The sequence below is a fragment of the Acuticoccus mangrovi genome (assembly GCF_016411865.1).
Lineage (GTDB): Bacteria > Pseudomonadota > Alphaproteobacteria > Rhizobiales > Amorphaceae > Acuticoccus > Acuticoccus mangrovi.
Window position 1 is genome coordinate 263,601 of sequence record NZ_JAEKJA010000007.1, and the last position, 24,119, is coordinate 287,719.

Consider the following 24,119-nt stretch of genomic DNA (forward strand, 5'->3'; position numbering starts at 1 on the left):
CTGCGCCGGAGAAGGGAACGGCCTCAGAGGAAGGACTGGGGGTCGATGTCCACGGCACGGCGCACCGTCCCTTCCACCGGCACCGCAGCCAGCCAGTCGGCGAGGATCGGCTGCAGCATGATGCGGCGGGGGGCCCGCACCAGCAAGCGATAGCGATAGCGGCCGCGCAGCACGGCGAGCGGGGCTTCGGCGGGGCCGAGCACCTCCACCTCGCCCGTCGGCGCGGTGCGGGCGAGGGCGGCGGCGTGGGCGTGAGCCTCGGCCTTCTCCGCCGCCGAGACGATGACGGCGGCGAGCCGATGGAACGGCGGCAGCCCGCCGTCGCGGCGCATCAGCGTCTCCTCGGCGTAGAAGGCCTCGCCGTCGCCGCGAACCATGGCGCGGATCACCGGATGATCGGGCGCATGGGTCTGCAACAGGGCGCGGCCGCCGGCGGTGACGCGGCCGGCGCGGCCCGTCACCTGCGTCAGCATCTGGAAGGTGCGCTCGGCGGCACGGGGGTCGCCGTTCTCAAGGCCGAGGTCGGCGTCGACCACCGCCACGAGCTGGAGGCGGGGAAAGGTGTAGCCCTTGGCGACGAGCTGGGTGCCGATGACGATGTCGACCTCGCCGCGGGCGACGCGGCCGAGCGCGTCCACCAGCGCCTGCGGTCCGCCGGCGAGGTCGGAGGAGAGCACCGTGGCGCGCGCCTCCGGCCAGAGGGCGCGCACCTCCTCCTCCACCCGCTCCACGCCGGGACCGCAGGGGGCGAGCGTATCCTCTCCGCCGCAGGACGGGCAGACGCGTGGGCGCGGCTCCTCGTGGCCGCAATGGTGGCAGACGAGCCGGCCGCGCAGCCGATGTTCCACCAGCGACGCGCTGCAGTTGGGGCAGTGGAAGCGGTGGCCGCAGCGGCGGCACACGGTGAGCGGCGCGTAGCCCCGCCGATTGAGGAACAGGAGGGCTTGCTCGCCCGCCTTCAGCGTGTCGGCGACGGCCTGCCGCACGGGCGGGGAGAGCCATTCGCCCCGCGGTGGCGGCGTCGCGCGCAGGTCCACGGCGCGGATGTCGGGAAGGGCGAGGCCGCCATGGCGGGTGCCCAGCATGAGGTGGCGATAGCGCCCGCTCTCGGCGTTGAGACGTGTCTCGACCGACGGCGTCGCCGAGGCGAGCACCACCGGCACGTCGGCCTCCTTGGCGCGGACGATCGCCATGTCGCGGGCGTGATAGATCACCCCGTCCTCCTGCTTGAAGCTCGGATCGTGCTCCTCGTCGACGACGATCAGTCCGAGCCGGTCGAAGGGCAGGAAGAGGGCGGAGCGCGCGCCCACCACGATATCGGCGCGGCCGGTGGCGACGTCGCGCCAGAGGGCGGTGCGTGCGGCGGGTGTGCGGCCGGAATGCCATTCCCCCGGCACCACGCCGAAGCGCTCCGAGAGCCGCGCCGTCACCATGGGGGTGAGGGCGATCTCCGGCATCAGCACCAGCGCCTGGCGGCCCGCGGCGAGGGCGGCGGCGATCGCCTCCAGATAGACCTCGGTCTTGCCCGATCCCGTGACGCCCTCGAGGAGGACGGTCGAAAAGCCCGCCCCCACCATAGCCTTCAGCGCGTCGGCGGCATCCTCTTGGGCGGGCGACAGGTGGGGCGGGCGATGCTGCGGGTCGGGGCGCGGCGGCGGCACCTCGGCGAGCCGCGTCTCCTCGAGGACGCCGGCCTTGAGGAGCCCCGTCACCACCGCCGTCGAGGCGCCCGAGGCCTCGAGCAGCGCCTTGCGGGTGAGGGGGCCGTCGGCGAGGGCGGCGAGCACCTTCTCGCGCGGGCCGGTGGAGCGCTCCGGTGCCGTCCCGCTCAAGGCGAGCGCCTTGAGCGGCTTGGGCGGCACGAGGGCGTCCGGCGCGCGCAGCACCATGCGCAGGATCGCGCCCGGCGGGGTCATCGTGTAGTGCGCCACGAAGTCCACGAAGCGGCGCAGATCGGCGCCGATGGCGATGTCGCCCACGCGGCCGGCGACGGGCCTCAGTCGCGCGTCGGCGATGGTCTCGTCCGGCGGCTCGTCCCATACGACGCCCACCACGGTGCGTCCGCCGAGCGGCACGGCCACCACGTCGCCCGGCCGCACCCCCTCCGCCGCGCGGTAGGTGAGGAGGCCGAGGCGATGGGGCAGGAGCACCGATAGTCGTTCGGGCTCTGGTGTCATTGGACGCACATTCCTGTAGGAGTGGCGGCACGATTGCTTATGGGAGAGCTGAGAATGCAGTTCTTTGTCGATACCGCCGACGTGTCGGAGATCAAGTCGCTCGCCGAGACCGGTATGCTCGACGGGGTCACCACCAACCCGTCGCTGATCATGAAGGCGGGTCGGCCGATGGCCGAGGTCATCGCCGAGATCGCCGACATTGTCGACGGGCCGGTCAGCGCCGAGGTCACGGCCACCGAGAAGGACCAGATGATCGCCGAGGGCAAGAAGCTCGCCGCGATCGCACCCAACATCGCCGTGAAGCTGCCGCTCACGTGGGATGGGCTCAAGGCGTGCCGCGCGCTGACGGGTGACGGCCACATGGTCAACGTCACGCTCTGCTTCAGCGCGGCGCAGGCGCTGCTCGCGGCAAAGGCGGGGGCGACGTTCATCTCCCCCTTCATCGGCCGGCTCGACGACATCGGCCTCGACGGCATGAAGCTGATCGAAGACATCCGTGCCATCTACGACAATTATGAGGACTTGCGGACCGCCATTCTCGCCGCATCCATCCGCACCGTGAATCACGTCCAGCAGGCGGCCATCGCCGGTTCGGACGTGGCGACGGTGCCGCCGGGCGTCCTGTCGAAGCTGATCGAGCACCCGCTCACCGACAAGGGCCTCGACCAGTTCCTGTCGGATTGGGCGAAGACCGGTCAGTCGATCCTCTGATCGGCCCCCGGCGGGCTCAGCCTTTCGGCTCGGGGAAGGCGACGGGCCCGCCCTTCGCCGCCCAGTCGGTGAAGCCGTCCTTGAGGTGCGCGGCCTCGAAGCCCATGTCGTTGAGCATGGCGGCGGAGAGCGCCGAGCGCCAGCCCGACGCGCAGTGGAGAATGAACGTCTTCTCCGCCCCGAAGGCCTCTTTGTAGTAGGGGCTCTCGGGGTCGACCCAGAATTCCAGCATGCCGCGGGGGCAGTGGAAGCTGCCCGGAATGAAGCCGCTGCGCTGGCGCTCGCGCGGATCGCGCAGGTCGACGAACACCACGTCCGGATCGCCGTGGCGGGCGATGGCCCCCTCGGTGTCGACCTCCGTGACGCGGGCGCGTGCCGCGGCGACCATCTCGGCCGCCGATATTTTGAGCTTTTTCATGGACTTCGTCCTCCCGCTGTGGCGCTGGACCCTACCCCTCTACGCCATGCCGCCACAAGGGATGCGCGGGTCGGACAGGTCTGCGCATTTGCGTGGGAGATCCTTACCGCGCCTTAGCCCTTCCCGGTGGCGGCGCGTGAAGGAGACCCGTAAGATCCTTCTTTCTATGACCGATCATTCCGCCTCCTTGCTGCCCGCCGACACCGCCGTCCTGGACGCGCGGACGGCATGGCTCGCGGGCCTCGCCGCGCGCGGCCTGTCGGCGAACACCGTCGCCGCCTACGAGCGGGACACCCGGCAGTTCCTCGCCTTCCTCGCGGTCCATCAGGGCGGGCCGGCGCGGCTCGCCGATCTCGACGCCATGAAGCCCATGGACGTGCGCGCCTTTCTCGCCGAGCGGCGGCGGGAGGGGGTGGAGGGGCGCTCCCTCGCCCGCATCCTGTCCGGGCTGCGAGGCTTCCTCAACTATCTGGAGCGCCATCACGGGATCAACGCCGCGGCGGCGCGGGCGGTGGCGGCGCCCACCAAGCCGCGCAGCCTGCCGCGGCCGGTGGCGCCGGAGGCCGCCCGCACCATGGTGAGCGCGGCCGAGGGGGGCGACTGGATCGCCGCCCGCGACGCGGCGGTGCTCGGCCTCCTCTACGGCTGCGGCCTGCGCGTGGGCGAGGCGACGGGGCTCGACGCGGCCGAGATGCGGCCGCCCGTCGCGCTGCTGCGGATCCGCGGCAAGGGCGGCAAGGAGCGTGTGGTGCCGGTGCTCCCTGCGGTTGCGGCGCTGATCGAAGCCTATCGCGCGGCCGCGCCCTTCGCGCTCGAAGAGGGCGCCTTCTTCCGCGGCGAGAAGGGCGGACGCCTGTCGCCGCGCATCGTGCAGCGGGCGATGGCGGCCTGGCGCGGGGCGCTCGGCCTCCCCGACAGCGCCACGCCGCATGCGCTGCGCCACGCCTTCGCCTCGCACGTCCTCGCCGGCGGCGGCGACCTCAGGGCGATCCAGGAGCTTCTCGGCCATGCGCGCCTGTCGACCACGCAGGTCTACACCGCCGTCGACGACAGCCGCCTCGTCGCCGCCTGGCGCGACGCCCATCCGAGAGCGGGGGCCTAGGTGCGGCCGCCACCGCCCTGGCTGCGCCGCACGCCGCTGCTGCGCGAGCCGATGCGCCGCCTCTACAAGCGCTACGCCCCGACGGGGCCGGTGCTTTCGACGGTCGAAGGTCTCGCCTGGAGCCTCGCCCCGCGCGACAACAAGGTCGACTTCGACATCTGGTACAAGGGCCGCCTGGAGGAGGCCGCGGAGCGCGCGTTCCTCGCGAGCATGCTCCGGGCGGGCGACGTCTTCGTCGACATCGGCGCCAATATCGGCCTCTACACCATCGGTCTCCTCGCCGCGGTGCCGGGCCTCTCGGTCGTCGCCTTGGAGCCGCTGGAGCGGGTGCGCACGCGGCTGAAGCACAATCTGGCGCTCAACCATCTTGCCGACCGCGCCAGCGTGCGCAGCGAGGCCGTCGGCCCGGAAGGACAGCGCCAGCTCTACGAGAGCCGCAACGCCGGGCGCTCCTCGCTGGTGCCCTTCGCCGGCTCGCGCCCTGGCGAGGTGATCGCGGTGCGCCCGCTCGCCGACCTCCTCGACCTGCCGCCGGCGGCGCTCAAGATCGACGTGGAGGGGTTCGAGGACGTGGCTTTGATGCCCTACTTCGACGCCGTGGGCGAGGAGCGCTGGCCACGCGCGATCGTGATTGAGACGCTGCATCGCAAGCTTTGGGCACGCGACTGTCTTCAAGAACTCTTCCAAAGAGGTTATGAGCGTGTGGGCGAGACGGGAGAGAACGCTCTCCTCGCCCGCCACACGAGATAAACCGACGCCGCTCGACGCCATCCACGCCGGCCGACGCAACCGACAGAGTGAGACATGGTCCAGCTGACGCTTCCCAAGAATTCGCGCATCGAAGAGGGTAAGACCTGGCCGAAACCGGAAGGCGCCACCAATCTGCGTGAGTTCCGCGTCTACCGCTGGCAGGAAGAGGGAACCGACAATCCGAAGGTCGACACCTACTATATCGACCTCGACGATTGCGGCCCGATGATTCTCGACGGTCTGCTCTACATCAAGAACAAGATCGACCCGACGCTGGCCTTCCGCCGGTCGTGCCGCGAGGGCATCTGCGGCTCCTGCGCCATGAACATGAACGGCCTCAACGGGCTCGCCTGCACCACCGGCATGGACGAAGTCGAAGGCGCGGTGACGATCTACCCGCTGCCGCACATGCCGGTGATTCGCGACCTCATCCCGGATCTCACCAACTTCTACGCCCAGCTGCGCGAGATCGAGCCCTGGCTCAAGACCGACACGCCGCAGCCGCAGAAGGAGTGGCGCCAGTCGCACTATGACCGCGAGAAGCTCGACGGTCTCTACGAGTGTATCTTGTGCGCCTGCTGCTCCACTTCCTGCCCCTCCTACTGGTGGAACGGCGATCGCTACCTCGGCCCGGCCGCGCTCCTCCAGGCGCACCGCTGGATCGTCGACAGCCGCGACGAGAAGACGGGCGAGCGGCTCGACGCGCTGGAAGATCCCTTCCGCCTCTATCGCTGCCACACCATCATGAACTGCGCCAACGCCTGCCCGAAGGGGCTCAACCCGGCGAAGGCGATCGCCGAGATCAAGGCACTGATGGTCGAGCGCCGCGTCTGAGGCGACCCGCCATCGCGCACGAAAAAGCGCCGCCGGGGTTTCCCGGCGGCGCTTTTGTTTTTGGAGAGGGCCGGCGATGAGCCCACCCTCTCGGGGAAGCACCCCTCAGAGGAACACCTGGGTGAGCTGGGGGAAAATCAGCACCAGCATCAGCACGAAGAGCTGCAGCCCGATGAACGGCAGGAAGCCCTTGAAGATGTCGGGCAGCGTGATGTGCGGCGGGGCGACCGATTTCAGGTAGAAGGCCGCCGGCCCGAACGGGGGCGACAGGAACGACACCTGCATGTTGACGCAGAACAGGATGCCGAACCAGATGCGCGCCTCGGTGGCCGTCATGCCGAGGTCGAGCTTCAGGATGATGGGCAGGAACACCGGCATAACCAGGAGCACGATGCCGACCCAGTCCATCAGCGCGCCGAGCACCAGGAAGATGCCCATCATGATGAGGATCACGATGAACGGCGCGAGATCGGCCCCGGTGATGAGGTTCGCCACGTAGGCCGGGCCGCCGGCGATCGAATAGGCGCCGGCCAGCGCGGTGGCGCCGATGGTCACCATCAAGATGGTGCCGGTGGATTTGAAGGTGCGCTGGAGCGACTGGTAGAATAGGCGCCAGGTGAACTCGCCGCGCAGGACGATGAAGACGAGCACCGCCACGACGCCCATTCCCGCCGCCTCGGTGATGCCGGTGACGCCGCCGTAGATCGACCCCAGCACCACGAACACCACGATGAGCGGGGCGACGAGGCCCTTGCCCATCTCCCACGCCTCGCGCACCCGGCCCGGACCGATGACGGCGAAGACGAGCGCCATCAGGATCGCCGCGGCGCCGACGAGGGCGATGGCGTCGGTCCGCGGATCGGGCAGGAAGAGGCCGGTGCTGCGCGCCCCGAAGGTCGACTGGAGGAAGACGAGCACCGCCGCGACGGCCGCGGCGCCGGCGACGAGGATGACGAGAAAAGCGAGGAAGCGGACCGGCTTGGCCCATCCCACGAGGTCGCCCTCCTGCTCCGGCGGCAACGGGGCGAGCGAAGGATTGAGCTGTGTCCGCACCACGATGTAGATCAGATAGCACGCCGCGAGGATGAAGCCCGGCACGAAGGCCGCGGTGAACAGCGCCTGGATCGAGGTCTCGGTGACGAGGCCGTAGATGATGAGGACGATCGACGGCGGGATCATCGTGCCGAGCGAGCCGGACGCGCAGATGGTGCCGATGGCGAGGTTCTGGTTGTAGCCGAGCCGCAGCATCTGGGGCAGGGCGATGAGGCCGAGAAGCACGACCTCGCCGCCGATGATGCCGGACATCGCCGCCATGATGATGGCCATGATCGCCGTCACCAGCGCGATGCCGCCACGGGTGCGCGACAACCATACGTTGAGCGCGTTGTACATGTCGCGGGCAAGGCCCGAGCGCTCCAAGAGCGAGGCCATGAAGATGAAGAGCGGCACCGAGATGATGACGTAGTCGGTCATCAAGCCGTAGATCCGCTGCGACAGCACCGAGAAGGGGCCGGTGCCGAAGGAGCGGAAGAGCACGTCGGGTCCGAACCGCAGATAGAGCACGAGGACGGCGAGAAAGCCCGACGCGAAGCCGAGCGGCATGCCGATCGCGAGGAGCAGGAAGATGCCGATCAAGAGGATGATCGACAGCGTCGCCACGTCCATCCCCGACACCTTGGGCAGGGTCGAGAAGGCCTGCCAGAAGGCGTCGCGGATGCCTTCGGTGTTGGGCCCGTCGGCAAGCTCGGGCGGGAAGACGAAGATGAGGATGGTGAAGGCGAGCGCCAGGAAGATCGCCGCGAGGAGGTCGGCCCGGCGCACCGAGAGGTAGGCGAACCAGGCGATCGAGACGAGGAGGAAGACGAACCAGGGATTGAACGGCATGACGGACTATCGGGTTCGGGCCGGCGAGCGGCGCACGGCGAGGGGGGCGGGGCGAGCGGGGGAGGCGGCCATCAGTCGTGCCTGTCCGAGACGGTTTCCTCGTAGGCGCCGCGATATTCGCTCGCGACATCGTCGTCGCTCTCGCCGTAGGGGCCGCGGTTCCAGTCCGCGATGAGGTTCGCGATGGACTGGGCGATCATCAGCCCGGCGACGATCAGGATCGCCGGCTTCATGGTCGCCGGGATCGGCGGATCCCAGGCCGTGCCGAAGGTCTCCCAGCGGCCATACTTCGCCACCGCCTCGTTGAAGCCGCCATGGATGATCATGACGCCGAAGATGACGATGCAGACGGTCGAGATGATGTCGAAGATGCGCTGCACCCAGCGTGGCACGATATCGTAGAGCATCGTGATGCGGATGTGGCCGCGCTGCTGGAGCACGTAGAGAGCGGCGAGAAGATAGATGAAGCCGCCGATCCATAGGCTCATTTCGTTGACCCACAGGGTGGGTTTTTCGAAGAAGTAGCGCATGATCACTTCGTAAAACATGATCGCGACGATCACCGCGACAAGGAACATGCCCACACGGCTGATGCCGAGGCTGATGTAGTCGATGGGGCTGCGCGGTTCGAATTCGACCATGGCACCTCTCCTTCGATGGCGGGCGGACCGTCGGAACGGTCGAGACACGGGAACCTAGAGACGGCGACGGGCCGGTGACCCGGCCCGTCGATGACGCCGCGAGGCGGCTGGAGGGGATGCTCGTCAGTCGAGCAGCCCGATGCGGCCGAGAAATTCCTTGTGGCGCGTGACGAACTTCTTCGCCATTTCCGACGTCGCGTACTCGTCCCACGCGGTGACGGCGGCCTCGCGGAAGGCGGCGCGGTCCTCGGCGGGCCAGTCGTGCAGCGTCGCGCCGGCCTCGCGCAGGGCGTTGGCCGTCTTGTCGATCTCGATCGCGTGCGACAGCGAGTTCTGGAAGGCGTGCTTCTGCCAGGCGACGTCGACGATGCGCTTCAGATCGTCGGGCAGCGCGTCCCACGTCTCGAGGCGGATGGCGAAGTGGTCGGCGGGCATCGAGTGGAAGCCCGGATAGGTGGCGTGGTCGACGACGTCGTAGATGCCGAGCGACTTGTTGACCGCGAGGTTCGAGGCGTCGGCCCCGTCGATCACGCCCGATTCCATCGCGGTGAAGATCTCGGTGAAGTCCATCACCACCGGCGAGGCGCCCATGTTGGCGAAGATGGTCGTCTCCATCCCCGGCGGGGAGCGGAACTTCCAGCCTTCAAGGGAGGCGACGCCGTCGAGCGGCCTCGAGGAGGAGAGCGCCTCCTGGCCGTGGATCCACCAGCCGACGAGGCGCATGTCGTACTCGGCGTAGAGCTCGCGGGCGAGCTCCAGGCCGCCGCCGTTGTAGAAGAAGGCGTAGAGCTGCCACGGAGTGTCGTAGCCGCCCATCAGATCGCCGACGAACTGGAAGGCCGGGTCCTTGCCGGTCTGGTAGGACGGCTGGGTCATGTCGCCGTCGAGGATGCCGTTGACGACGGCATCGAACGTCTCGACCGACTTCACCACGGCGGATGAATAGAACGGCTCCACCTTGATGCGGCCGGCGGACATCACCTCCAGATCGTCGAAGAACTGGGCCGCATTCTGTCCCGGCAGCGATTCGGCGCTGAAGAGGTTCTGGATGCGGAGGGTGATCTCGGGCTCCGCGGCGTCGGCGGGTGCGGCGAGCGCTGCAAGGCTCGCCACGGTCGCCGCCGCGCCTAGGGATAAGATGCGCATGGGTTTGTTCCTGTGGCGGTCGGCCCCCGTCCGGCGCGCCTCACGCGGCGGACGATGCGGGCGGACCGGCGGTGCAAGGGAGGCGGGCAGCATGACGGCCGCCCGCCGGTCTCGCGCGGCCTAGTCGAGCAGGCCGATCGTGTGCAGGAACTCCTTGTGCTTCTGCACCAGCGCTTTGGCGTTGTCGGAGGTGGCGAACTCGTCCCACGCGGCGAGCGAGGCCTCGCGGAACTTGGCCCGGTCCGCGGCCGACCAGTTGTAGAGGGTGACGCCGCTCTCCTCGAGCTCGTTGGCGGCGCGCTGGATGTCCACCTGGTAGTCGAGCGTGGTGCGGAAGGCGCACTTCTGGAAGGCCACCTCGATGATGCGCTGCAGGTCTTCGGGCAGACCGTTCCAGACGTCGAGGTTGAGGGCGAAGTGGTCGGCGGGCATCGAGTGGAAGCCCGGATAGGTCGCGTGCTTGGCGAGATCGTAGATGCCGACGGACTGGCTGGTCGAAAGGTTCGAGTGGTCCGTCCCCTCGATGATGCCCGATTCCAGCGCGGTGAAGACCTCGGTGAAGTCCATCACGATGGGCGAGGCGCCCATGTTGGCGAAGATCTTCGTCTCCATGCCCGGCGGCGAGCGGAACTTCCAGTCGACGAGGGCCTCGGGGCCCGGCAGCGGCTCGGTGGAGGCGAGCGACTCCTGGCCGGGGATCCACCAGCCGACGAGGTGCATGCCGAACTGGTTATAGAGCGCCTGCGCCGCCTCCATGCCGCCACCGTTGTAGAGGAAGGCGTACATCTGCCAGGGGGTGTCGTAGCCGCCCATCGGGTCGCCGACGAACTGGAAGGCGGGGTCCTTGCCGGTCTGGTAGGCGCCGCCGGTCATGTCGCCGTCGAGGATGCCGTTGACGGCCGCGTCGAAGGTTTCCACCGACTTCACGACGGCGGAGGAGAAGAAGGGCTCGACGGTGAGGCGGCCGCCCGACATCACCTGGATGTCGTCGAAGAACTGGGACGCGTTCTTACCGGAGACCGATTCGGGCGAGAGGTGGGTCTGGATCCGCAGGGTGAAGTTGTCCTGCGCCAGCGCTCCGGAGAGGGAGAACGCGGTCAAGGCCGTTGCGGCCATCAGGGTGCGAAGCATGAATGTCCTCCAGGTGCCGGTCTTCTGCCGGCTACGGTGATGCTGAGGCGCGGGCGCGAACGCCCGCGGAAGACACGTCCCGATTATTCGGCGCCGGAGGTGACGAGGCCGATTTGCTTCATGAAGGCGAGGTGTGACTGGACGAGCTCCTCCGCCGCGTCGGAGCCCTCGGCGAAGGAGGCCCACGCCTTGCGCGCACCCTCGCGGAAGGTGGCCCGGTCCTCGGGCGACCAGTCGTAGAAGGTCACGTCACCGGCGAGCTCGTTGACGGTCTTCTGGATGTCGACCGAGTAGTCGAGCGTGGTGCGGAAGGAGGCCTTCTGCGCCGCCACCTCCATGATGCGCTGGATGTCCTCGGGCAGCGACTTCCACACCTCGAGGTTCAGCGCGAAGTGGTCGGCGGGCATCGAGTGGAAACCCGGATAGGTGGAGTGCTTGGCGAGGTCGTAGATGCCGAGCGAGCGGTTGGTGGAGGCGTTCGAGGCGTCCGCACCGTCGATGATGCCGGTCTCCAGCGAGGTGAACACCTCGGTGAAGTCGATCACCACCGGCGAGGCGCCGAGGTTCTGGAAGATCTGCGTCTCGAGGCCCGGCGGTGAGCGGAACTTCCAGTCCTTGAGGTCCTCGGGGCCGCGCAGCGGTTTGGCGGCGTTGAGCGATTCCATGCCGGGCACCTGCCAGGCGAGCAGGTACATCCCGTACGAGTTGTAGAGCTTCTGGACGAGCTCCAGGCCGCCGCCGTTGTAGAGCCAGGCGTACATCTGCCACGGCGTCTCGTAGCCGCCCATGATGTCGGACACGAACTGGAAGGCCGGGTCCTTGCCGGTCTGATAGGAGCCGTTGGTGAAGTCGCCGTCGACGATGCCGTTGATCGCCGCATCGAACGTCTCGACCGACTTCACGATGGCCGACGAGTAGAACATCTCGATCTTGACGCGACCGCCGGACATGGTCTCCACGTCGTCCTGCCACTGCGCGATATTCTTGCCCGACAGGGACTCCGGACTCTGGTGATTCTGAATCCGGAGCGTAATTTCTTGTGCAGAGGCGGAGCCGAGGCCAGCAACGATCGTCGCGGTCGCGACGATCATCGTCCTTTGTGCGAACATGTTCCCTCCCAAGTGTTATTTTTCAAGGCTTTTGCCCTTGCCAACACGGTAGCGGCAAGAATTCAGCGAGACAACACCTTAGGAAGGACGGCCGGGCTCCACCGGCCGTTCGGTCAGTGGCTGCGGGCCGTTCGGCCCCGGATGAGGGCGGCGAGGGCGGCCGCGATCTCGTCCCGCCGGCTCGCATAGCCGTGGGCGAGGGTGCCGCGGGGATCGGCCGCGTCGCGGGCGGCGACGATGTCCTGTCGCGCGAGCCCGATGTCGGCGAGCTGGTCGTCGTCGAGCGGCTCGTAGGCGTACAGCGGATCATCGATCCCCACGAAACGGCGGATCACGTGGGCGAGAGGGGCAAAGGTCCGACGCAGCGCCCAGAACTGGTCGGTTGTCTCGTCGAGGGACGTGCTCGTTATCCAACGCATTGCAATCTCCGATCAATTGCACCCGTTTCATCGCTGTTTGAGATGGCATGGCTTGACCGATCCGTCTAATGAATGTTTATGATGGAATGCATCGTGATCTGCGATGGATGAGAGCATGCAAAGTTTGGACATCGACAGCCTCCGCACCTTCCTCGCCTGCGCCGCCGCGCCGAGCTTCACCGAGGCCGGCGTGCGGGTGAACAAGTCCCAGTCGACCGTGAGCATGCAGATGCGGCGGTTGGAGGAGGTGGTCGGCCAACCCCTCTTCGCCAAGCAGGGCCGGCGCAACCGGATGACGAGCGCGGGACAGGAGCTGCTCGACTATGCCGAGCGCATCGTCCGCCTCAACGACGAGGCCATCGGCCGCCTCGACACCCGCGCCTTCTCCGGCCGCATCCGCGTGGGCACGCCGGACGACTACGCCGAAGCCTTCCTGCCGGAGGCGTTCGGCCGCTTCGCCCGCATCCATCCGCAGGTGGAGGTGGAGATCGAGTGCCGGCAGAGCCGCGAGCTCGCCGAGATGATCGTCGCCGGCGAGCTCGACGTCGCCATCGTCACGGTGGACGAGACGATGCCGGGTGTGGAGGTGGTGCACCGCGAGGCCCTGCGCTGGTCGGCGCCGCCCGACCATGGGGTGGAGCACGTGCGGCCGCTGCCGCTCGCGGTGTGGCAGCCGGGCTGCGTCTGGCGCACGCGGGCGCTCGAGGAGCTCGCCGCGGCCGGCGTGCCCTATCGGATCGCCTATACCGGGCTCAATGCCGCGGCGCTCACCGCGACGGTGCGGGCGGGGCTCGCCGTCGCGCCGCTGCCTACCTCCTTCCTCGGCAAGGGGCTCCGGGAGGTGGGGGCCGACGCGGGGCTGCCGGAGCCGGGCTTCATCGAGGTGGCGCTGTTGCGGGCGCGCTCGGAGCCGAAGGAGCTCGTCGACGCCTTCGCCGGCGAGCTCGCCGCAGCCTTCCGCAGCCTCAAGGTGCGGCCCGACCTCGGCGTCGCCGCCTGAAGCGAGCCTCGGCGCGGCTCAGGCTCGACCGTTCGGCCGCGGCGCCTTCTCGTCGATCGCCGCGGCGATCCGCTCGACGAGGCGGGCGGCGACGGCGTCCTTCGTCTCCGGCGGCCAGTCCTCCACCCCCTCGGCGGTCACGAGATGCACCCGCGTGTCGGTGGCGCCGAAGACACCGGCCGACACGTCGTTGGCGAGGATCCAGTCGCATCCCTTGCGGGCGAGCTTGTCGCGGGCGTAGGCGATGACGTTCTCCGTCTCGGCCGCGAAGCCGACGACGAGCGGCGGACGCGCGGCCGAGCGGCTGACGGTGGCGAGGATGTCGGGGTTCTCCGACAAGGTGAGCGTCGGCGGGCCGCCGCCGGTCTTCTTCATCTTCTGCGGCGCCGCCTCGACGCGCCAATCGGCGACGGCGGCGGCCATCACGGCGATGTCGGCCGGAAGCGCCGCCTCGACGGCGGCAAGCATGTCCCGCGCGCTCTCCACCGCGACGATGTCGACCCCCTCGGGCGTCGGGATCGTGACCGGGCCGCTCACCAGCGTGACGCGGGCCCCGGCGCGGGCGGCGGCCGCCGCGATCGCGTGGCCCTGCCGGCCGGACGAGCGGTTCGCGATGTAGCGCACCGGGTCGATCGGCTCGTGGGTCGGCCCGCTCGTCACCACCACGTGGCGGCCGGCGAGCGGGCGGTCCGGCGAGAGGATCGCCTCGATGGCGGCGAGGATCGCGCCGGGTTCGGCGAGCCGGCCGATCCCGGCTTCGCCCCGCTCCGCCATCTCCCCTGCGTCCGGGCCGACGAGGCGCACGCCGTCGGCGACGAGCCGGGCGACGTTGCGGCGCGTCGCGGGATGGGCCCACATGTGGGGGTTCATCGCCGGGGCGGCGAGCACCGGGGCACCGGTTGCAAGCAGCGCCGCGGTGGCGAGGTCGTCGGCCCGGCCGGCCGTCATCCTGGCGAGGATGTCGGCCGTCGCGGGGGCGACGAGCACCAGATCGGCGGCGCGGGCGAGGCGGATGTGGCCGATCTCCCGCTCCCGGTCGAGGTCGAAGAGGTCGGTGAGGACGGGCGCGTTGGAGAGGGCGCCCACCGAAAGCGGCGTGACGAAGCGGGCGCCCGCCTCGGTGAGGATCGCCGGCGTCTCGTGCCCCCGCTCGCGCAGCCGGCGAATGAGATCGAGCACCTTGTAGGCGGCGATCCCTCCCGAGACGACGATGAGGATGCGCGCCATCCCCCGGCCTCAGAAGCTCGTGGGGGCGGCGGAGATGACGCTCGCCTCGCCCCCGGCGCCGACCTCGAAGACGGCGAGGCCGCGCTCGGAGAGGCCGTTGGCGGTCAGGCGGAAGACGCCGTCGACGCCGATGAAGCCGTCCGGCGCCTGCAGCGACTGCGGCCGGAAGGCGGCCGCGCCGCGTGTGCCGGCGAGACCGTTGGCGAGGAGCACGGCATCGTAGACCAGCGAGGCCGTGCGCGGCGGCGGGGCACCGAACTTCGTCTTGAAGCGCTCGGCGAAGGCGCGGTAGCCGTCGCCCGTCGGGCCGGGATACCAGGCCCCGACGAGGGCGGGGGCGGCGAGCACCTCGCGATTGTCCCACTGGCCGGAGCCCAACAGGCGCGCGGTGACGCCGGCGCTGTTGAAGGCGCTCGCAGCGGCGGCGGGGTCGTCGCCGCCGTTGGGCACGAACACGGCCTCGAAGGCGCCGCGGCCGGCGAGCGCGCTCGCCTTGATGCCGATCTCCTGCGGGCCGTAGCGCTCCACCGCCACCACGCGCCCGCCGGCGGAGGCGACCGCCTCGCGGAAGGCGGCCTCCATCACGAGGCCGTAGCCGTTGTCGGGCACCAGCGCGGAGAACGCCTTCACCCCCTTCTGCGAGGCGAAGGAGACGATGCGCGTCGCGTCCTGCCGCGGCAGGAAGGAGAGGAGATAGACGCCGTTGCCGGCGACGCCGGCATCGGTGGAAAAGGCGATGACCGGGACGCCGGCCGCCCGCGCGGGCTCGCCCACCCCCGACACCGCCGGCGCGAACACCGGCCCGAGGATGAGCTGGGCGCCCCCCGTCACCGCCTGCTCGGCGGAGGCGCGGGCCTGCTCGGCGGTCCCCCCGGTGTCGCGCACCACGATGCGGATGTTGTCGGCGGGCACCTCGTCCATCGCGAGCTGGGCGGCGTTCTGGAACGACAGGGCGAGGCCGGAGGCGCTGCCGCCGGCGGTGATGGGCAGAAGCATCGCCACCGTCATGCCGCCGTCGCCGATGACGATCTCCTGCGCCGGCAGCGGCTCTTGGGTCACCACCACGTCGGGTGAGGGGGTGCCGTCGCCGCCGATGCCAAAGCACCCGCCGAGGGCGAGAAGCGGCGCAACAAAAAGCGCGCCGAAGCCGCGCGTCAGGAAGGATGCCTTGCTCATGGGGCGATCCTCTACCATTGAACACCCTCGATTCAAGCCAGGAGGAAGCGTGGCGCAGCGCAGTTTTTCCGTGGAGGGCACGCGCTTTCCGGTCGAGCCGGCGGCGCCGGGGCTCCACGTGGTGGCGACGCCCATCGGCAACCTCGGGGACATCACGCTGCGGGCGCTGCGCACTCTCGCCGGCGCCGACTGCGTGGCGGCGGAGGATACCCGCCACACCGGCCGCCTGCTCAGCCATTTCGACATCGCGACCACCCTCGTGCGCTACGACGAGCACGGCGCGGAGAGGCAGCGTCCGAAGCTCCTCGCCCGCCTCGCGGCCGGGGAGGCGGTGGCGCTCGTCTCCGACGCCGGCACGCCGCTGATCTCCGACCCGGGCTACAAGCTCGTCGCCGAGGCGCGGGCGGAGGGCCATCCGGTGCACGCCGTGCCGGGGCCGTCGGCACCCGTGGCGGCGCTCTCGGTGGCGGGGCTGCCGTCGGACGCCTTCTGCTTCGCCGGCTTCCTGCCGCCCAAGGAGGCCGCGCGCCGTAGCCGCATCGCCGAACTCGCCCAGGTTCCGGCGACCCTCCTGCTCTTCGAGGCGCCGCACCGGATCGGCGAGGCGCTCGCCGACCTCGCCGCCGGCCTCGGCGATCGCCCCGCCGCCGTCGCCCGCGAGCTGACCAAGCGCTTCGAGACGGTGGACCGCGGCACGCTCGCCGAGCTCGCCGATCGCTACGGCGCCGGCGAAACGAAGGGGGAGATCGTCATCGTCATCGGTCCGCCCGCCCACGGCGGCAGCTACGACGAGGCGGAGGTGGAGGCGATGTTGCGGGCGGCCCTCGAACATCTGCCCGTGAGCGCGGCGGCGGCCGACGTCGCCCGCGCCACCGGACGCAACCGGCGCGACCTCTACCGCCGAGCCCTTGCGCTGAAGGATGGCGGCCCCGCCGAATAGCGCCTTGCGTTGCAGGGCTCGGGGCCGCATGTCAGGGCGGCAAGCGGAGATACGTCTATGGTCAAGGTCGCGGTCCAGATGGACCCTATCGCCGGCATCAACGTCGCCGGCGATTCCACCTTCGCCCTGCTCCTGGAGGCCCAGCGCCGAGGCCACGAGCTGTTCCACACCACGCCGGAGCGGCTCGCCCTTCTGAAAGGGGCGGTCTATTCCGGGCTCGAGCCGCTGACGGTGCGGGACGAGGCGGGCAGCCACTTCACCCTCGGCGCGCCGGTGCGCACCGACCTTGCCGAGATGGACGTGGTGCTGTTGCGCCAGGATCCGCCCTTCGACATGGCCTACGTCGCCTCCACCCATCTCCTGGAGATGGCCGACACGCTGGTGGTGAACGACCCGGCCGGCGTGCGCAACGCTCCGGAGAAGCTCTTCGTCATCGAGTTCACCGACCTGATGCCGGACACGCTGATCACCCGCGACCGGGCTGAGATCGCCGCCTTCCGCAAGGAATATGGCGACATCGTCGTGAAGCCGCTGTTCGGCAACGGCGGCGCGGCGGTGTTCAAGATCGGCGACGGGGACCCGAACCTTAACTCACTGCTCGACCTCTTCGACAGCGTGTTCCGGGAGCCCTACGTGATCCAGCGCTTCCTGCCGCGGGTGACCGAGGGCGACAAGCGCATCATCCTGATCGACGGCGTGTTCGCCGGCGCGGTGAACCGGGTGCCGCCGCAGGGCGAGATCCGCTCCAACATGGTGCGCGGCGGCGCGGCCAACGCCACCGAGCTCACCGAGCGCGAGCGCGAGATCATCGCCCGCGTCGGCCCCCGGCTCAAGGAGATGGGGCTCCTCTTCTCCGGCCTCGACGTGATCGACGGCATGCTGACGGAGATCAACGTGACCTCGCCCACCGGCATTCGCGCGGTGGCCAAGCTCGGCGGACCGGACGTCGCGGCGATGTTCTGGGATGCCGTCGAAGCCAAGCTCTGAGGTTGTCAAACGGGGCGGCAGCGCGTACATAGCCGCCTCTACCCAGAAGGTCGCCCGGCCATATCCCGGTATTCGCCGGGACCGGCAGTTTTGCCGGACGAGCGGGCATGCCGCGGCGACCGCCAATGATGGAGTTGAAAATGCCCAAGCTGAAGACGAAGTCGGGCGCCAAGAAGCGCTTCAAGATCACCGCCAAGGGCAAGGTCAAGGTGGCCCAGGCGGGCAAGCGACACGGGATGATCAAGCGGTCGACGAAGTTCATCCGCCAGGCCCGTGGCACGACCGTGATGTCCCCGCAGGACACCAAGGTCGTCAAGTCGTTCATGCCCTACGCCTGAGGAGGTTGATCCATGGCTCGAGTGAAGCGCGGCGTCACCGCCCACGCCAAGCACAAGAAGGTTCTGAAGCAGGCCAAGGGGTATTACGGCCGGCGTAAGAATACGATCCGCGTCGCCAAGCAGGCCGTCGAGAAGGCGAACCAGTACGCCTATCGCGACCGCAAGGTGCGCAAGCGCCAGTTCCGGGCGCTCTGGATTCAGCGCATCAACGCCGCGGTCCGTCCGCTCGGCCTCACCTATGCGCGTCTCGTCGACGGCCTCAACAAGGCCGGCATCGAGGTCGACCGCAAGGTGCTGTCCGATCTGGCGATCCACGAGCCTGCGGCGTTCGCGGCGATCGTGGAGCAGGCCCGCGCCGCCCTCCCGGCGGAGCTGCAGGGCAACCCCGCCGCCTGAGGCGTCCCCCGCCGGCACGTCCGGCGATCCGATCCGATGGCGAATGTGTGTTCGGCGGGCCCCACGGCCCGCCGAATGCGTTTCAAGGCCGCCCGTGCCGCCCGCGGAGAACCTGCAATCGGCGGCGGAGGCGCGGCGCGCGGCCTTATCGCGGATGGCGCGAGAGACCTGCGGCGATCAGGTCGTGGGGCGCTGCGGCTTCCAGGTGGTGCGGAACACGGAATCCCAGATCGTCGTCGTCACGCCGTAGTTCACCGTCTCGTCGCGGTGATGGTGGATCGCGTGGTGGCGCTTGAGGGTGCGGGCCCAGGCGTTGCGCATCGGCAGATGGTGGCAGGCGACGTGGACGTATTCGTAGGCCTGGTAACCGAGAAGGACCCCGGCGTTGAGCGCCAGCGACACCGCGAGCGGCACCCCGACCAGCCACATGAAGACGGTGTAGACGAGCGACAGATAGACGGTGATCTTGAGCTGGAGCTTGACGTTGATGCGCTCCTTGATCGGGTCGTTGTGGTGCGGCCGGTGGCTCGGGAAGCACTTGCGCACGATCTTCAAGCGCTTGTCCTCCGGCTCCCAGTGCAGCACCCAGCGGTGCAGGAGGTATTCCAGGAACGTCCAGTAGAAGAGGCCGGCGGCGACGACGCCGAGCACCATCAGCGGCGCGCCGCTCCAGGCGATGGCGAGGAGGGTGTAGAGCACCGCCATTCCCGTCGATACCAGCAGGATCGGCTTGAGGCCCGACATTCCCATGATGGTGAAGGGGGTGTGGCGGAACGGTCCCGTGTCCGCCGCCTCGTGCGACAGTGCCATAGCCTCTCCGTCAGCGGTCCGCCGATGCTCTCGTGCTCGGCGATCTCCGAAGGACGGCGCAGCACTAGCGTTGCATTCGAACAGTTAAACAGAACGACACCAGTCGTCGCATGTAGATGCCACACTTCGGAATGGATTGCGAGCCCTCCGCGCGTGGTGCAGAAGGGCAACGACGGACGGTCAACCGCCACATCCGGTGCGGCCCGCCGCCGCCGCGTCTTCTTTCGCAAGCGCGGTCTGTTAGAGTTCGGCAAACGACAGGATTGACACCTATGGACGTGGCGCCCACCCCGCTCCCGGACGACTTGGCTGCCCTCGAGGCAGACATCAACGCCGCCGTGGACGCTGCGGGCGACGAGGCGGCGCTGGAGGCGGTGCGGGTCGCCGCGCTCGGCAAGAAGGGCTCCGTCTCGGAGAAGATGAAGACGCTCGGCCGGATGAGCCCGGACGAGCGCAAGACGATGGGTCCGGCCCTCAACGGCCTCAAGGCCCGCATCGGCGACGCCATCGCCGCGCGGCGCGAGACCTTGGCCGCGGAAGCGCTCACCCGCCGCCTCGCCGCCGAGACGGTGGACGTCACGCTGGAGCCTCAGCTCGGCGGCACCGTCGACGGGCGCATCCACCCCATCAGCCAGGTGATGGACGAGCTCGTCGCGATCTTCGCCGACCTCGGCTTCACCATCGCCGAGGGGCCGGACATCGAGACCGACGACCTCAACTTCACCAAGCTGAACTTCCCCGAGGGTCATCCCGCGCGGGACATGCACGACACCTTCTTCCTGCCCGAGCGGGCGGACGGGACGCGGCGGCTGTTGCGCACCCACACCTCGCCGGTGCAGATCCGCACCATGCTGCGGCAGAAGCCGCCGATCCGCATCATCGCGCCCGGCCGCACCTATCGCTGCGATTCCGATCAGACTCACACCCCGATGTTCCATCAGGTTGAGGGACTCGTCATCGACGAGCAGGCCCACGTCGGCCACCTCAAGTGGGTGCTGACGGAGTTCTGCAAGGCCTTCTTCGAGGTCGAGGATGCGGCGATGCGCTTCCGCCCGTCCTTCTTCCCGTTCACCGAGCCGTCCTACGAGGTCGACATCCGCTGCCGCCGCTCCGCCGACGGCATCGAGCTCGGCACCGGGGACGACTGGCTCGAGATCCTCGGCTCCGGCATGGTGCACCCGAACGTGCTGCGCAATTGCGGCCTCGATCCCGACGTCTACCAGGGCTTCGCCTGGGGGATGGGGATCGACCGCATCGCCATGCTCAAATACGGCATGCCGGACCTCCGCGCCTTCTTCGAAGCCGACGTGCGCTGGCTCGGCCACTACGGCTTCGGTCCGCTCGATCGCCCCTCGCTCGCGGGAGGCCTGTCGAGGTGATTCGCCGGCTCGCCGCGGCGATCCTCCTTCTCAGTCTCGCGAGCTGCATCTCCGCACCGCCGACCGACGTCAGCGTCCGCACCTACAAGGTGTCGGGCTCGTCGCTGTCGGCGCTGGAGCGCTCGTTGTCGACCCACGGCCCAGAGGTTCCGGGGCTGAGCGGGAGGGCCTTCGCCGCGGTCGAGACCACGTTCCTGCACTCCTTCGAGCCGGTGCAGCAGGGCAGTGTCTGCCGCTACTCGCGTAGCGGTCGCGTCGGCATCCGCTCCGAGGTGATCCTGCCCGAGTGGCGCCAGCGCGAGACGGCGGCGCCGGATCTCAAGGAGAAGTGGGACGTCATCTCGAGCTACGCCGTGATCCACGAGTCGGGTCACATCAAGATCAGTCAGAAATATGCCCGCCAACTCGAGTCGGCCTATCGGCAGGCTTCCGCACCGACGTGCGCGGAGCTAGAGGCGAAAATGGAACGGATCATCGGCCCGATCGCCGATGCCCACGTCCGCGCGCAGCAGCACTTCGATGCGACGGACATGCCCCGTTTCCGCAGCTATCTGCGCCAGCACGGCTATTCGATCGGCGGCTAACTCCAACCGAAGACCAGTCATGAAGTTCACCCTGTCCTGGTTGAAGGACCATCTCGATACCGACGCCTCGTTGGAGGCGATCCTCGACGGCCTCACCGTCATCGGCCTCGAAGTGGAGGGCGTGGAGGATCGCGCCGCCCCGCTCGCGCCCTTCCGCATCGCCCGCGTGGTGACGGCGGAGCAGCACCCCGACGCCGACCGCCTGCGTGTCCTCACCGTGGATGCGGGGGCGGGCGCCGTCGTGCAGGTGGTCTGCGGCGCGCCCAATGCGCGGGCGGGCCTCGTGGGCGTGTTCGCCGCGCCGGGCACGCACATCCCGGGCACCGGGGTCGACCTCGCCATCGGCACCATCCGCGGCGTCGAGAGCCGGGGCATGATGCTGTCCGAGCGTGAAATGGGTCTGTCGGACGCGCACGAGGGCATCGTCGACCTGCCGGACGACGCGCCGGTGGGCACGCCCTACGTCGAGTGGGCGAAGCTCGACGATCCGGTGATCGAGATCGGCGTGACCCCCAACCGCGCCGACTGCCTCGGCGTGCGCGGCGTCGCCCGCGACCTCGCCGCCGCCGGCCTCGGCGCACTGAAGCCGCTCTATGACGACAAGGTGCCCGCCGCCCACGACGGCAACCTGCCGCCCGCCGTGGACCTTGAGACCGCCGATCCCGCCTACTGTCCGGCCTTCGCCCTGCGTCTCATCGAGGGCGTCAAGAACGGCCCATCGCCGGAGTGGATGAAGCGCCGGCTCACCGCCATCGGCCTGCGTCCCATCAACCGCCTGGTCGACGTCACCAACTACCTCACCTACGACCTCAACCGGCCGCTGCACGTGTTCGACGCCGACAAGGTGTCGGGCGCCCTCACGGTGCGGCAGGCGGCGGAGGGGGAGACCTTCGAGGCGCTCGACGGGCGCACCTATACGCTCGATCCCTCGATGGTGGTGATCGCCGACGCCAACGGCGTGGAGTCGCTCGCCGGCGTGATGGGCGGCGAGGCGTCCGGCTCCTCGGAGGCGACGACGCGGGTCCTGGTGGAATCGGCGCTGTGGGACCCGATCAACATCGCCCGCACCGGCCGCACCCTCGGCATCAACTCCGATGCGCGCCATCGCTTCGAGCGCGGCGTCGATCCCGCCTTCGCCGAGCCGGGGCTCGAGATCGCCACCCGGCTGATCCTGGAGCTCTGCGGCGGCACGCCGGGGCCCACCGTAACGGTGGGCCAGGTGCCGGATGCGACGCGCGTGATCGCCTTCCCACCGACGGAGATCAAGCGTCTCTCCGGCCTCGACGTCACCGAGGATGCCGCGGCCGAGACGCTCGCGGCGCTCGGCTTCACCGTCGACCGCAGCGCGACGCCGTGGCAGGTGACGACCCCGTCCTGGCGCGCCGACGTGGAGGGTAAGGCCGATCTGGTGGAAGAGGTGGTGCGCATCGTCGGCATCGACGACGTGGCGCCGACGCCGCTTCCGCGCCTCGCCCCCGTGGCGCCCAAGGTGCTGACGACGCTTCAGTCGCGCGTTGCGACCGCGCGCCGGGCGCTCGCCGCGCGCGGCATGGTCGAGGCGGTGACGTGGTCGTTCGTGAGCAAGCCGGATGCCGAGGCCTTCGGTGGTGGCGGCGCGGCGCTGGCGCTCGCGAACCCCATCGCCGAGGCGCTGAGCGACATGCGGCCGAGCCTATTGCCGGGCCTCGTGCGGGCGGTGACGCGCAACGTCAATCGCGGCCACGCCGACCTCGCCCTCTTCGAGGTGGGGCAGGTGTTCGCGGGCGACGAGCCGGAGGACCAGACGACGTCGGCAGCGGGCGTGCGGCAGGGCCGCAATCGGCCTGCGGGCGTCGGCCGGCACTGGTCGCATGCGGGCGCCGCGGCCGACGTGTTCGACGCCAAGGCCGACATCCTCGCCGCGCTCGCCGCGATCGGCGGTCCGGCCGACCGGGTCGAGGTGACGCGCGATGCGCCGTCCCACTACCACCCCGGCCGCTCCGGCACGCTGCGCCTCGGGCCGAAGGTGCTCGGCCACTTCGGCGAGCTCCACCCGGCGCTGTTGGCCGAGATGGACGCCCCCGAGCGCCTCGTCGGCTTCGAGCTGACCCTCGAGGCGGTGCCCGAGCCGCGTCGCAAGGCCACCAAGAAGCCGGCCCTGTCGGCCTCCGACCTGATGCCGGTGCGCCGCGACTTCGCCTTCATCGTGACCGAGGCGACCGACGCGCGCGCGCTGGTGAAGGCGGCGAAGGGCAGCCGGAAGGACCTCATCACCGACGTCACGGTGTTCGACGTCTATCGCGGCCAGGGTGTGCCCGAGGGTCACAAGTCGGTGGCGATCGAGGTGACCCTGCAGCCGGTCGACCGCACGCTGACCGACGAGGACATCGAGACGGTGTCGCAGGCGCTGGTGGACGCGGTGGCGAAGGCGACCGGAGCGACGCTGCGCGGCTGACGCTCTCCGCACAAGCATCGTGGTCGAACCTCGGTGCTTGTGCGAAGACGGTCCGACACCGCGACGAATGGAACCCCGTCGCACGCCATCGCTTGCGGGGAGGGCGGGGCGTCGCTAGGTACGGGACGAACAGGTCAAAGGCGCTCCATGGGCTCGATCCTCCAACTGATCCTCACCATCATCCAGCTCTATACCTGGGTGGTGATCGCATCAGCGGTCTTTTCTTGGCTTTACGCCTTCAACGTGGTGAACCCGCGCAACCAGTTCGTGGCGACGATCGGCACCACGCTCTATAAGCTCACCGAGCCGGCGCTCCGCCCGATCCGCAACGTGCTGCCGGACATGGGGGGGCTCGACCTGTCGCCTCTCGTCCTGCTGCTCGGCCTCTATTTCCTGCAGGTTCTGATCGTCAACAACGCGCCGCTGCTCGTCTGACCTCGGCGCGCGCCGCACCCGTTCCGCCGGGCCGCCGGGCGATCGCCGTCCCGCATGCGGCTGTGCATCGTTGGGGTCGGCATCTTGCCAA

At 69.4% G+C, this 24,119-nt stretch carries 24 protein-coding genes; 13 read left to right on the forward strand and 11 right to left on the reverse strand.

Annotated features, from left to right (window positions below; translation table 11 throughout):
- Positions 1-23: 23 nt before the first annotated feature.
- Positions 24-2,177 carry a primosomal protein N' gene (locus JCR33_RS10440; protein WP_198881990.1) on the reverse strand — a complete coding sequence of 718 codons (2,154 nt, stop codon included), beginning with the start codon at positions 2,175-2,177 and terminating at the stop codon, positions 24-26.
- Between the two features lie 54 nt (positions 2,178-2,231).
- Between JCR33_RS10440 and fsa the strand changes: the two genes are divergently transcribed.
- Positions 2,232-2,888, forward strand: coding sequence for a fructose-6-phosphate aldolase (gene fsa / locus JCR33_RS10445; RefSeq protein WP_198881991.1), 657 nt, complete (start codon positions 2,232-2,234; stop codon positions 2,886-2,888).
- Positions 2,889-2,904: 16 nt separating this feature from the next.
- On the opposite strand, the gene JCR33_RS10450 is transcribed toward fsa, so the two are convergent.
- Entirely contained in the window at positions 2,905-3,306 is a 402-nt protein-coding gene (locus tag JCR33_RS10450) for a rhodanese-like domain-containing protein (RefSeq protein ID WP_198881992.1), read from the reverse strand.
- Between the two features lie 166 nt (positions 3,307-3,472).
- Here JCR33_RS10450 and JCR33_RS10455 point away from each other — a divergent pair, with 166 nt between their 5' ends.
- From JCR33_RS10455 to JCR33_RS10465, 3 genes are read left to right on the forward strand one after another with little or no spacing between them, the layout of a single operon-like run.
- Complete coding sequence (locus JCR33_RS10455) at positions 3,473-4,408, forward strand: tyrosine recombinase XerC (RefSeq protein ID WP_198881993.1); 936 nt, start codon at positions 3,473-3,475, stop codon at positions 4,406-4,408.
- Positions 4,409-5,158 carry an FkbM family methyltransferase gene (locus JCR33_RS10460; RefSeq protein ID WP_198881994.1) on the forward strand — a complete coding sequence of 250 codons (750 nt, stop codon included), beginning with the start codon at positions 4,409-4,411 and terminating at the stop codon, positions 5,156-5,158.
- A 54-nt stretch (positions 5,159-5,212) separates the two neighbouring features.
- Positions 5,213-5,992 carry a succinate dehydrogenase iron-sulfur subunit gene (locus JCR33_RS10465; protein WP_198881995.1) on the forward strand — a complete coding sequence of 260 codons (780 nt, stop codon included), beginning with the start codon at positions 5,213-5,215 and terminating at the stop codon, positions 5,990-5,992.
- 105 nt (positions 5,993-6,097) lie between these two features.
- Here JCR33_RS10465 and JCR33_RS10470 read toward each other — a convergent pair whose 3' ends face one another.
- The 6 genes from JCR33_RS10470 to JCR33_RS10495 all read right to left on the reverse strand — a co-directional run bounded on the left by JCR33_RS10470 (position 6,098) and on the right by JCR33_RS10495 (position 12,322).
- Positions 6,098-7,876 (reverse strand): TRAP transporter large permease, encoded by a 1,779-nt coding sequence (locus tag JCR33_RS10470; protein ID WP_232372483.1) that lies wholly within the window; start codon positions 7,874-7,876, stop codon positions 6,098-6,100.
- Positions 7,877-7,947: 71 nt separating this feature from the next.
- Entirely contained in the window at positions 7,948-8,517 is a 570-nt protein-coding gene (locus tag JCR33_RS10475) for a TRAP transporter small permease subunit (protein ID WP_198881996.1), read from the reverse strand.
- 123 nt (positions 8,518-8,640) lie between these two features.
- The gene (locus tag JCR33_RS10480) at positions 8,641-9,663 is read right to left on the reverse strand and encodes a TRAP transporter substrate-binding protein (RefSeq protein ID WP_198881997.1); all 1,023 of its coding nucleotides are present in this window, start codon (positions 9,661-9,663) and stop codon (positions 8,641-8,643) included.
- 120 nt (positions 9,664-9,783) lie between these two features.
- The gene (locus JCR33_RS10485; RefSeq protein WP_198881998.1) at positions 9,784-10,794 is read right to left on the reverse strand and encodes a TRAP transporter substrate-binding protein; all 1,011 of its coding nucleotides are present in this window, start codon (positions 10,792-10,794) and stop codon (positions 9,784-9,786) included.
- A gap of 83 nt (positions 10,795-10,877) precedes the next feature.
- Positions 10,878-11,903, reverse strand: a complete 1,026-nt coding sequence (locus JCR33_RS10490) for a TRAP transporter substrate-binding protein (protein ID WP_232372484.1) — start codon at positions 11,901-11,903, stop codon at positions 10,878-10,880.
- Between the two features lie 113 nt (positions 11,904-12,016).
- Complete coding sequence (locus JCR33_RS10495) at positions 12,017-12,322, reverse strand: hypothetical protein (protein WP_198881999.1); 306 nt, start codon at positions 12,320-12,322, stop codon at positions 12,017-12,019.
- A 115-nt stretch (positions 12,323-12,437) separates the two neighbouring features.
- On the opposite strand from JCR33_RS10495, the gene JCR33_RS10500 reads away from it, so the two are divergent.
- A complete protein-coding gene (locus JCR33_RS10500; RefSeq protein WP_198882000.1) occupies positions 12,438-13,322 on the forward strand; it encodes a LysR substrate-binding domain-containing protein in 885 nt (294 codons plus the stop codon).
- Between the two features lie 18 nt (positions 13,323-13,340).
- Here JCR33_RS10500 and coaBC read toward each other — a convergent pair whose 3' ends face one another.
- Complete coding sequence (gene coaBC / locus JCR33_RS10505) at positions 13,341-14,549, reverse strand: bifunctional phosphopantothenoylcysteine decarboxylase/phosphopantothenate--cysteine ligase CoaBC (RefSeq protein WP_198882001.1); 1,209 nt, start codon at positions 14,547-14,549, stop codon at positions 13,341-13,343.
- Between the two features lie 9 nt (positions 14,550-14,558).
- Complete coding sequence (locus JCR33_RS10510; RefSeq protein WP_198882002.1) at positions 14,559-15,725, reverse strand: penicillin-binding protein activator; 1,167 nt, start codon at positions 15,723-15,725, stop codon at positions 14,559-14,561.
- Here JCR33_RS10510 and rsmI point away from each other — a divergent pair.
- From rsmI to rplT, 4 genes are all read left to right on the forward strand, one after another.
- Positions 15,724-16,665: a 16S rRNA (cytidine(1402)-2'-O)-methyltransferase gene (rsmI, locus tag JCR33_RS10515; RefSeq protein WP_198882003.1), complete on the forward strand. Its 942-nt coding sequence runs from the start codon at positions 15,724-15,726 to the stop codon at positions 16,663-16,665. The genes JCR33_RS10510 and rsmI overlap by 2 nt on opposite strands.
- A gap of 57 nt (positions 16,666-16,722) precedes the next feature.
- Positions 16,723-17,652, forward strand: a complete 930-nt coding sequence (gshB, locus tag JCR33_RS10520) for a glutathione synthase (RefSeq protein WP_198882004.1) — start codon at positions 16,723-16,725, stop codon at positions 17,650-17,652.
- A 140-nt stretch (positions 17,653-17,792) separates the two neighbouring features.
- Complete coding sequence (rpmI, locus tag JCR33_RS10525; RefSeq protein WP_198882005.1) at positions 17,793-17,990, forward strand: 50S ribosomal protein L35; 198 nt, start codon at positions 17,793-17,795, stop codon at positions 17,988-17,990.
- Positions 17,991-18,002: 12 nt separating this feature from the next.
- Positions 18,003-18,386: a 50S ribosomal protein L20 gene (gene rplT / locus JCR33_RS10530; protein WP_198882006.1), complete on the forward strand. Its 384-nt coding sequence runs from the start codon at positions 18,003-18,005 to the stop codon at positions 18,384-18,386.
- Positions 18,387-18,563: 177 nt separating this feature from the next.
- Here rplT and JCR33_RS10535 read toward each other — a convergent pair whose 3' ends face one another.
- Positions 18,564-19,196: a sterol desaturase family protein gene (locus tag JCR33_RS10535; RefSeq protein ID WP_198882007.1), complete on the reverse strand. Its 633-nt coding sequence runs from the start codon at positions 19,194-19,196 to the stop codon at positions 18,564-18,566.
- 272 nt (positions 19,197-19,468) lie between these two features.
- Between JCR33_RS10535 and pheS the strand changes: the two genes are divergently transcribed.
- The 4 genes from pheS (at position 19,469) to JCR33_RS10555 (ending at position 24,028) form a co-directional block, all read left to right on the forward strand.
- Positions 19,469-20,575, forward strand: a complete 1,107-nt coding sequence (gene pheS / locus JCR33_RS10540; protein ID WP_198882008.1) for a phenylalanine--tRNA ligase subunit alpha — start codon at positions 19,469-19,471, stop codon at positions 20,573-20,575.
- Positions 20,572-21,159 (forward strand): DUF922 domain-containing protein, encoded by a 588-nt coding sequence (locus JCR33_RS10545; protein WP_198882009.1) that lies wholly within the window; start codon positions 20,572-20,574, stop codon positions 21,157-21,159. Before pheS ends, JCR33_RS10545 begins: the two co-directional genes overlap by 4 nt.
- A 19-nt stretch (positions 21,160-21,178) precedes the next feature.
- The gene (gene pheT / locus JCR33_RS10550) at positions 21,179-23,593 is read left to right on the forward strand and encodes a phenylalanine--tRNA ligase subunit beta (protein WP_198882010.1); all 2,415 of its coding nucleotides are present in this window, start codon (positions 21,179-21,181) and stop codon (positions 23,591-23,593) included.
- Between the two features lie 147 nt (positions 23,594-23,740).
- The gene (locus JCR33_RS10555; protein ID WP_198882011.1) at positions 23,741-24,028 is read left to right on the forward strand and encodes a YggT family protein; all 288 of its coding nucleotides are present in this window, start codon (positions 23,741-23,743) and stop codon (positions 24,026-24,028) included.
- The last annotated feature ends 91 nt before the right edge of the window (positions 24,029-24,119 follow it).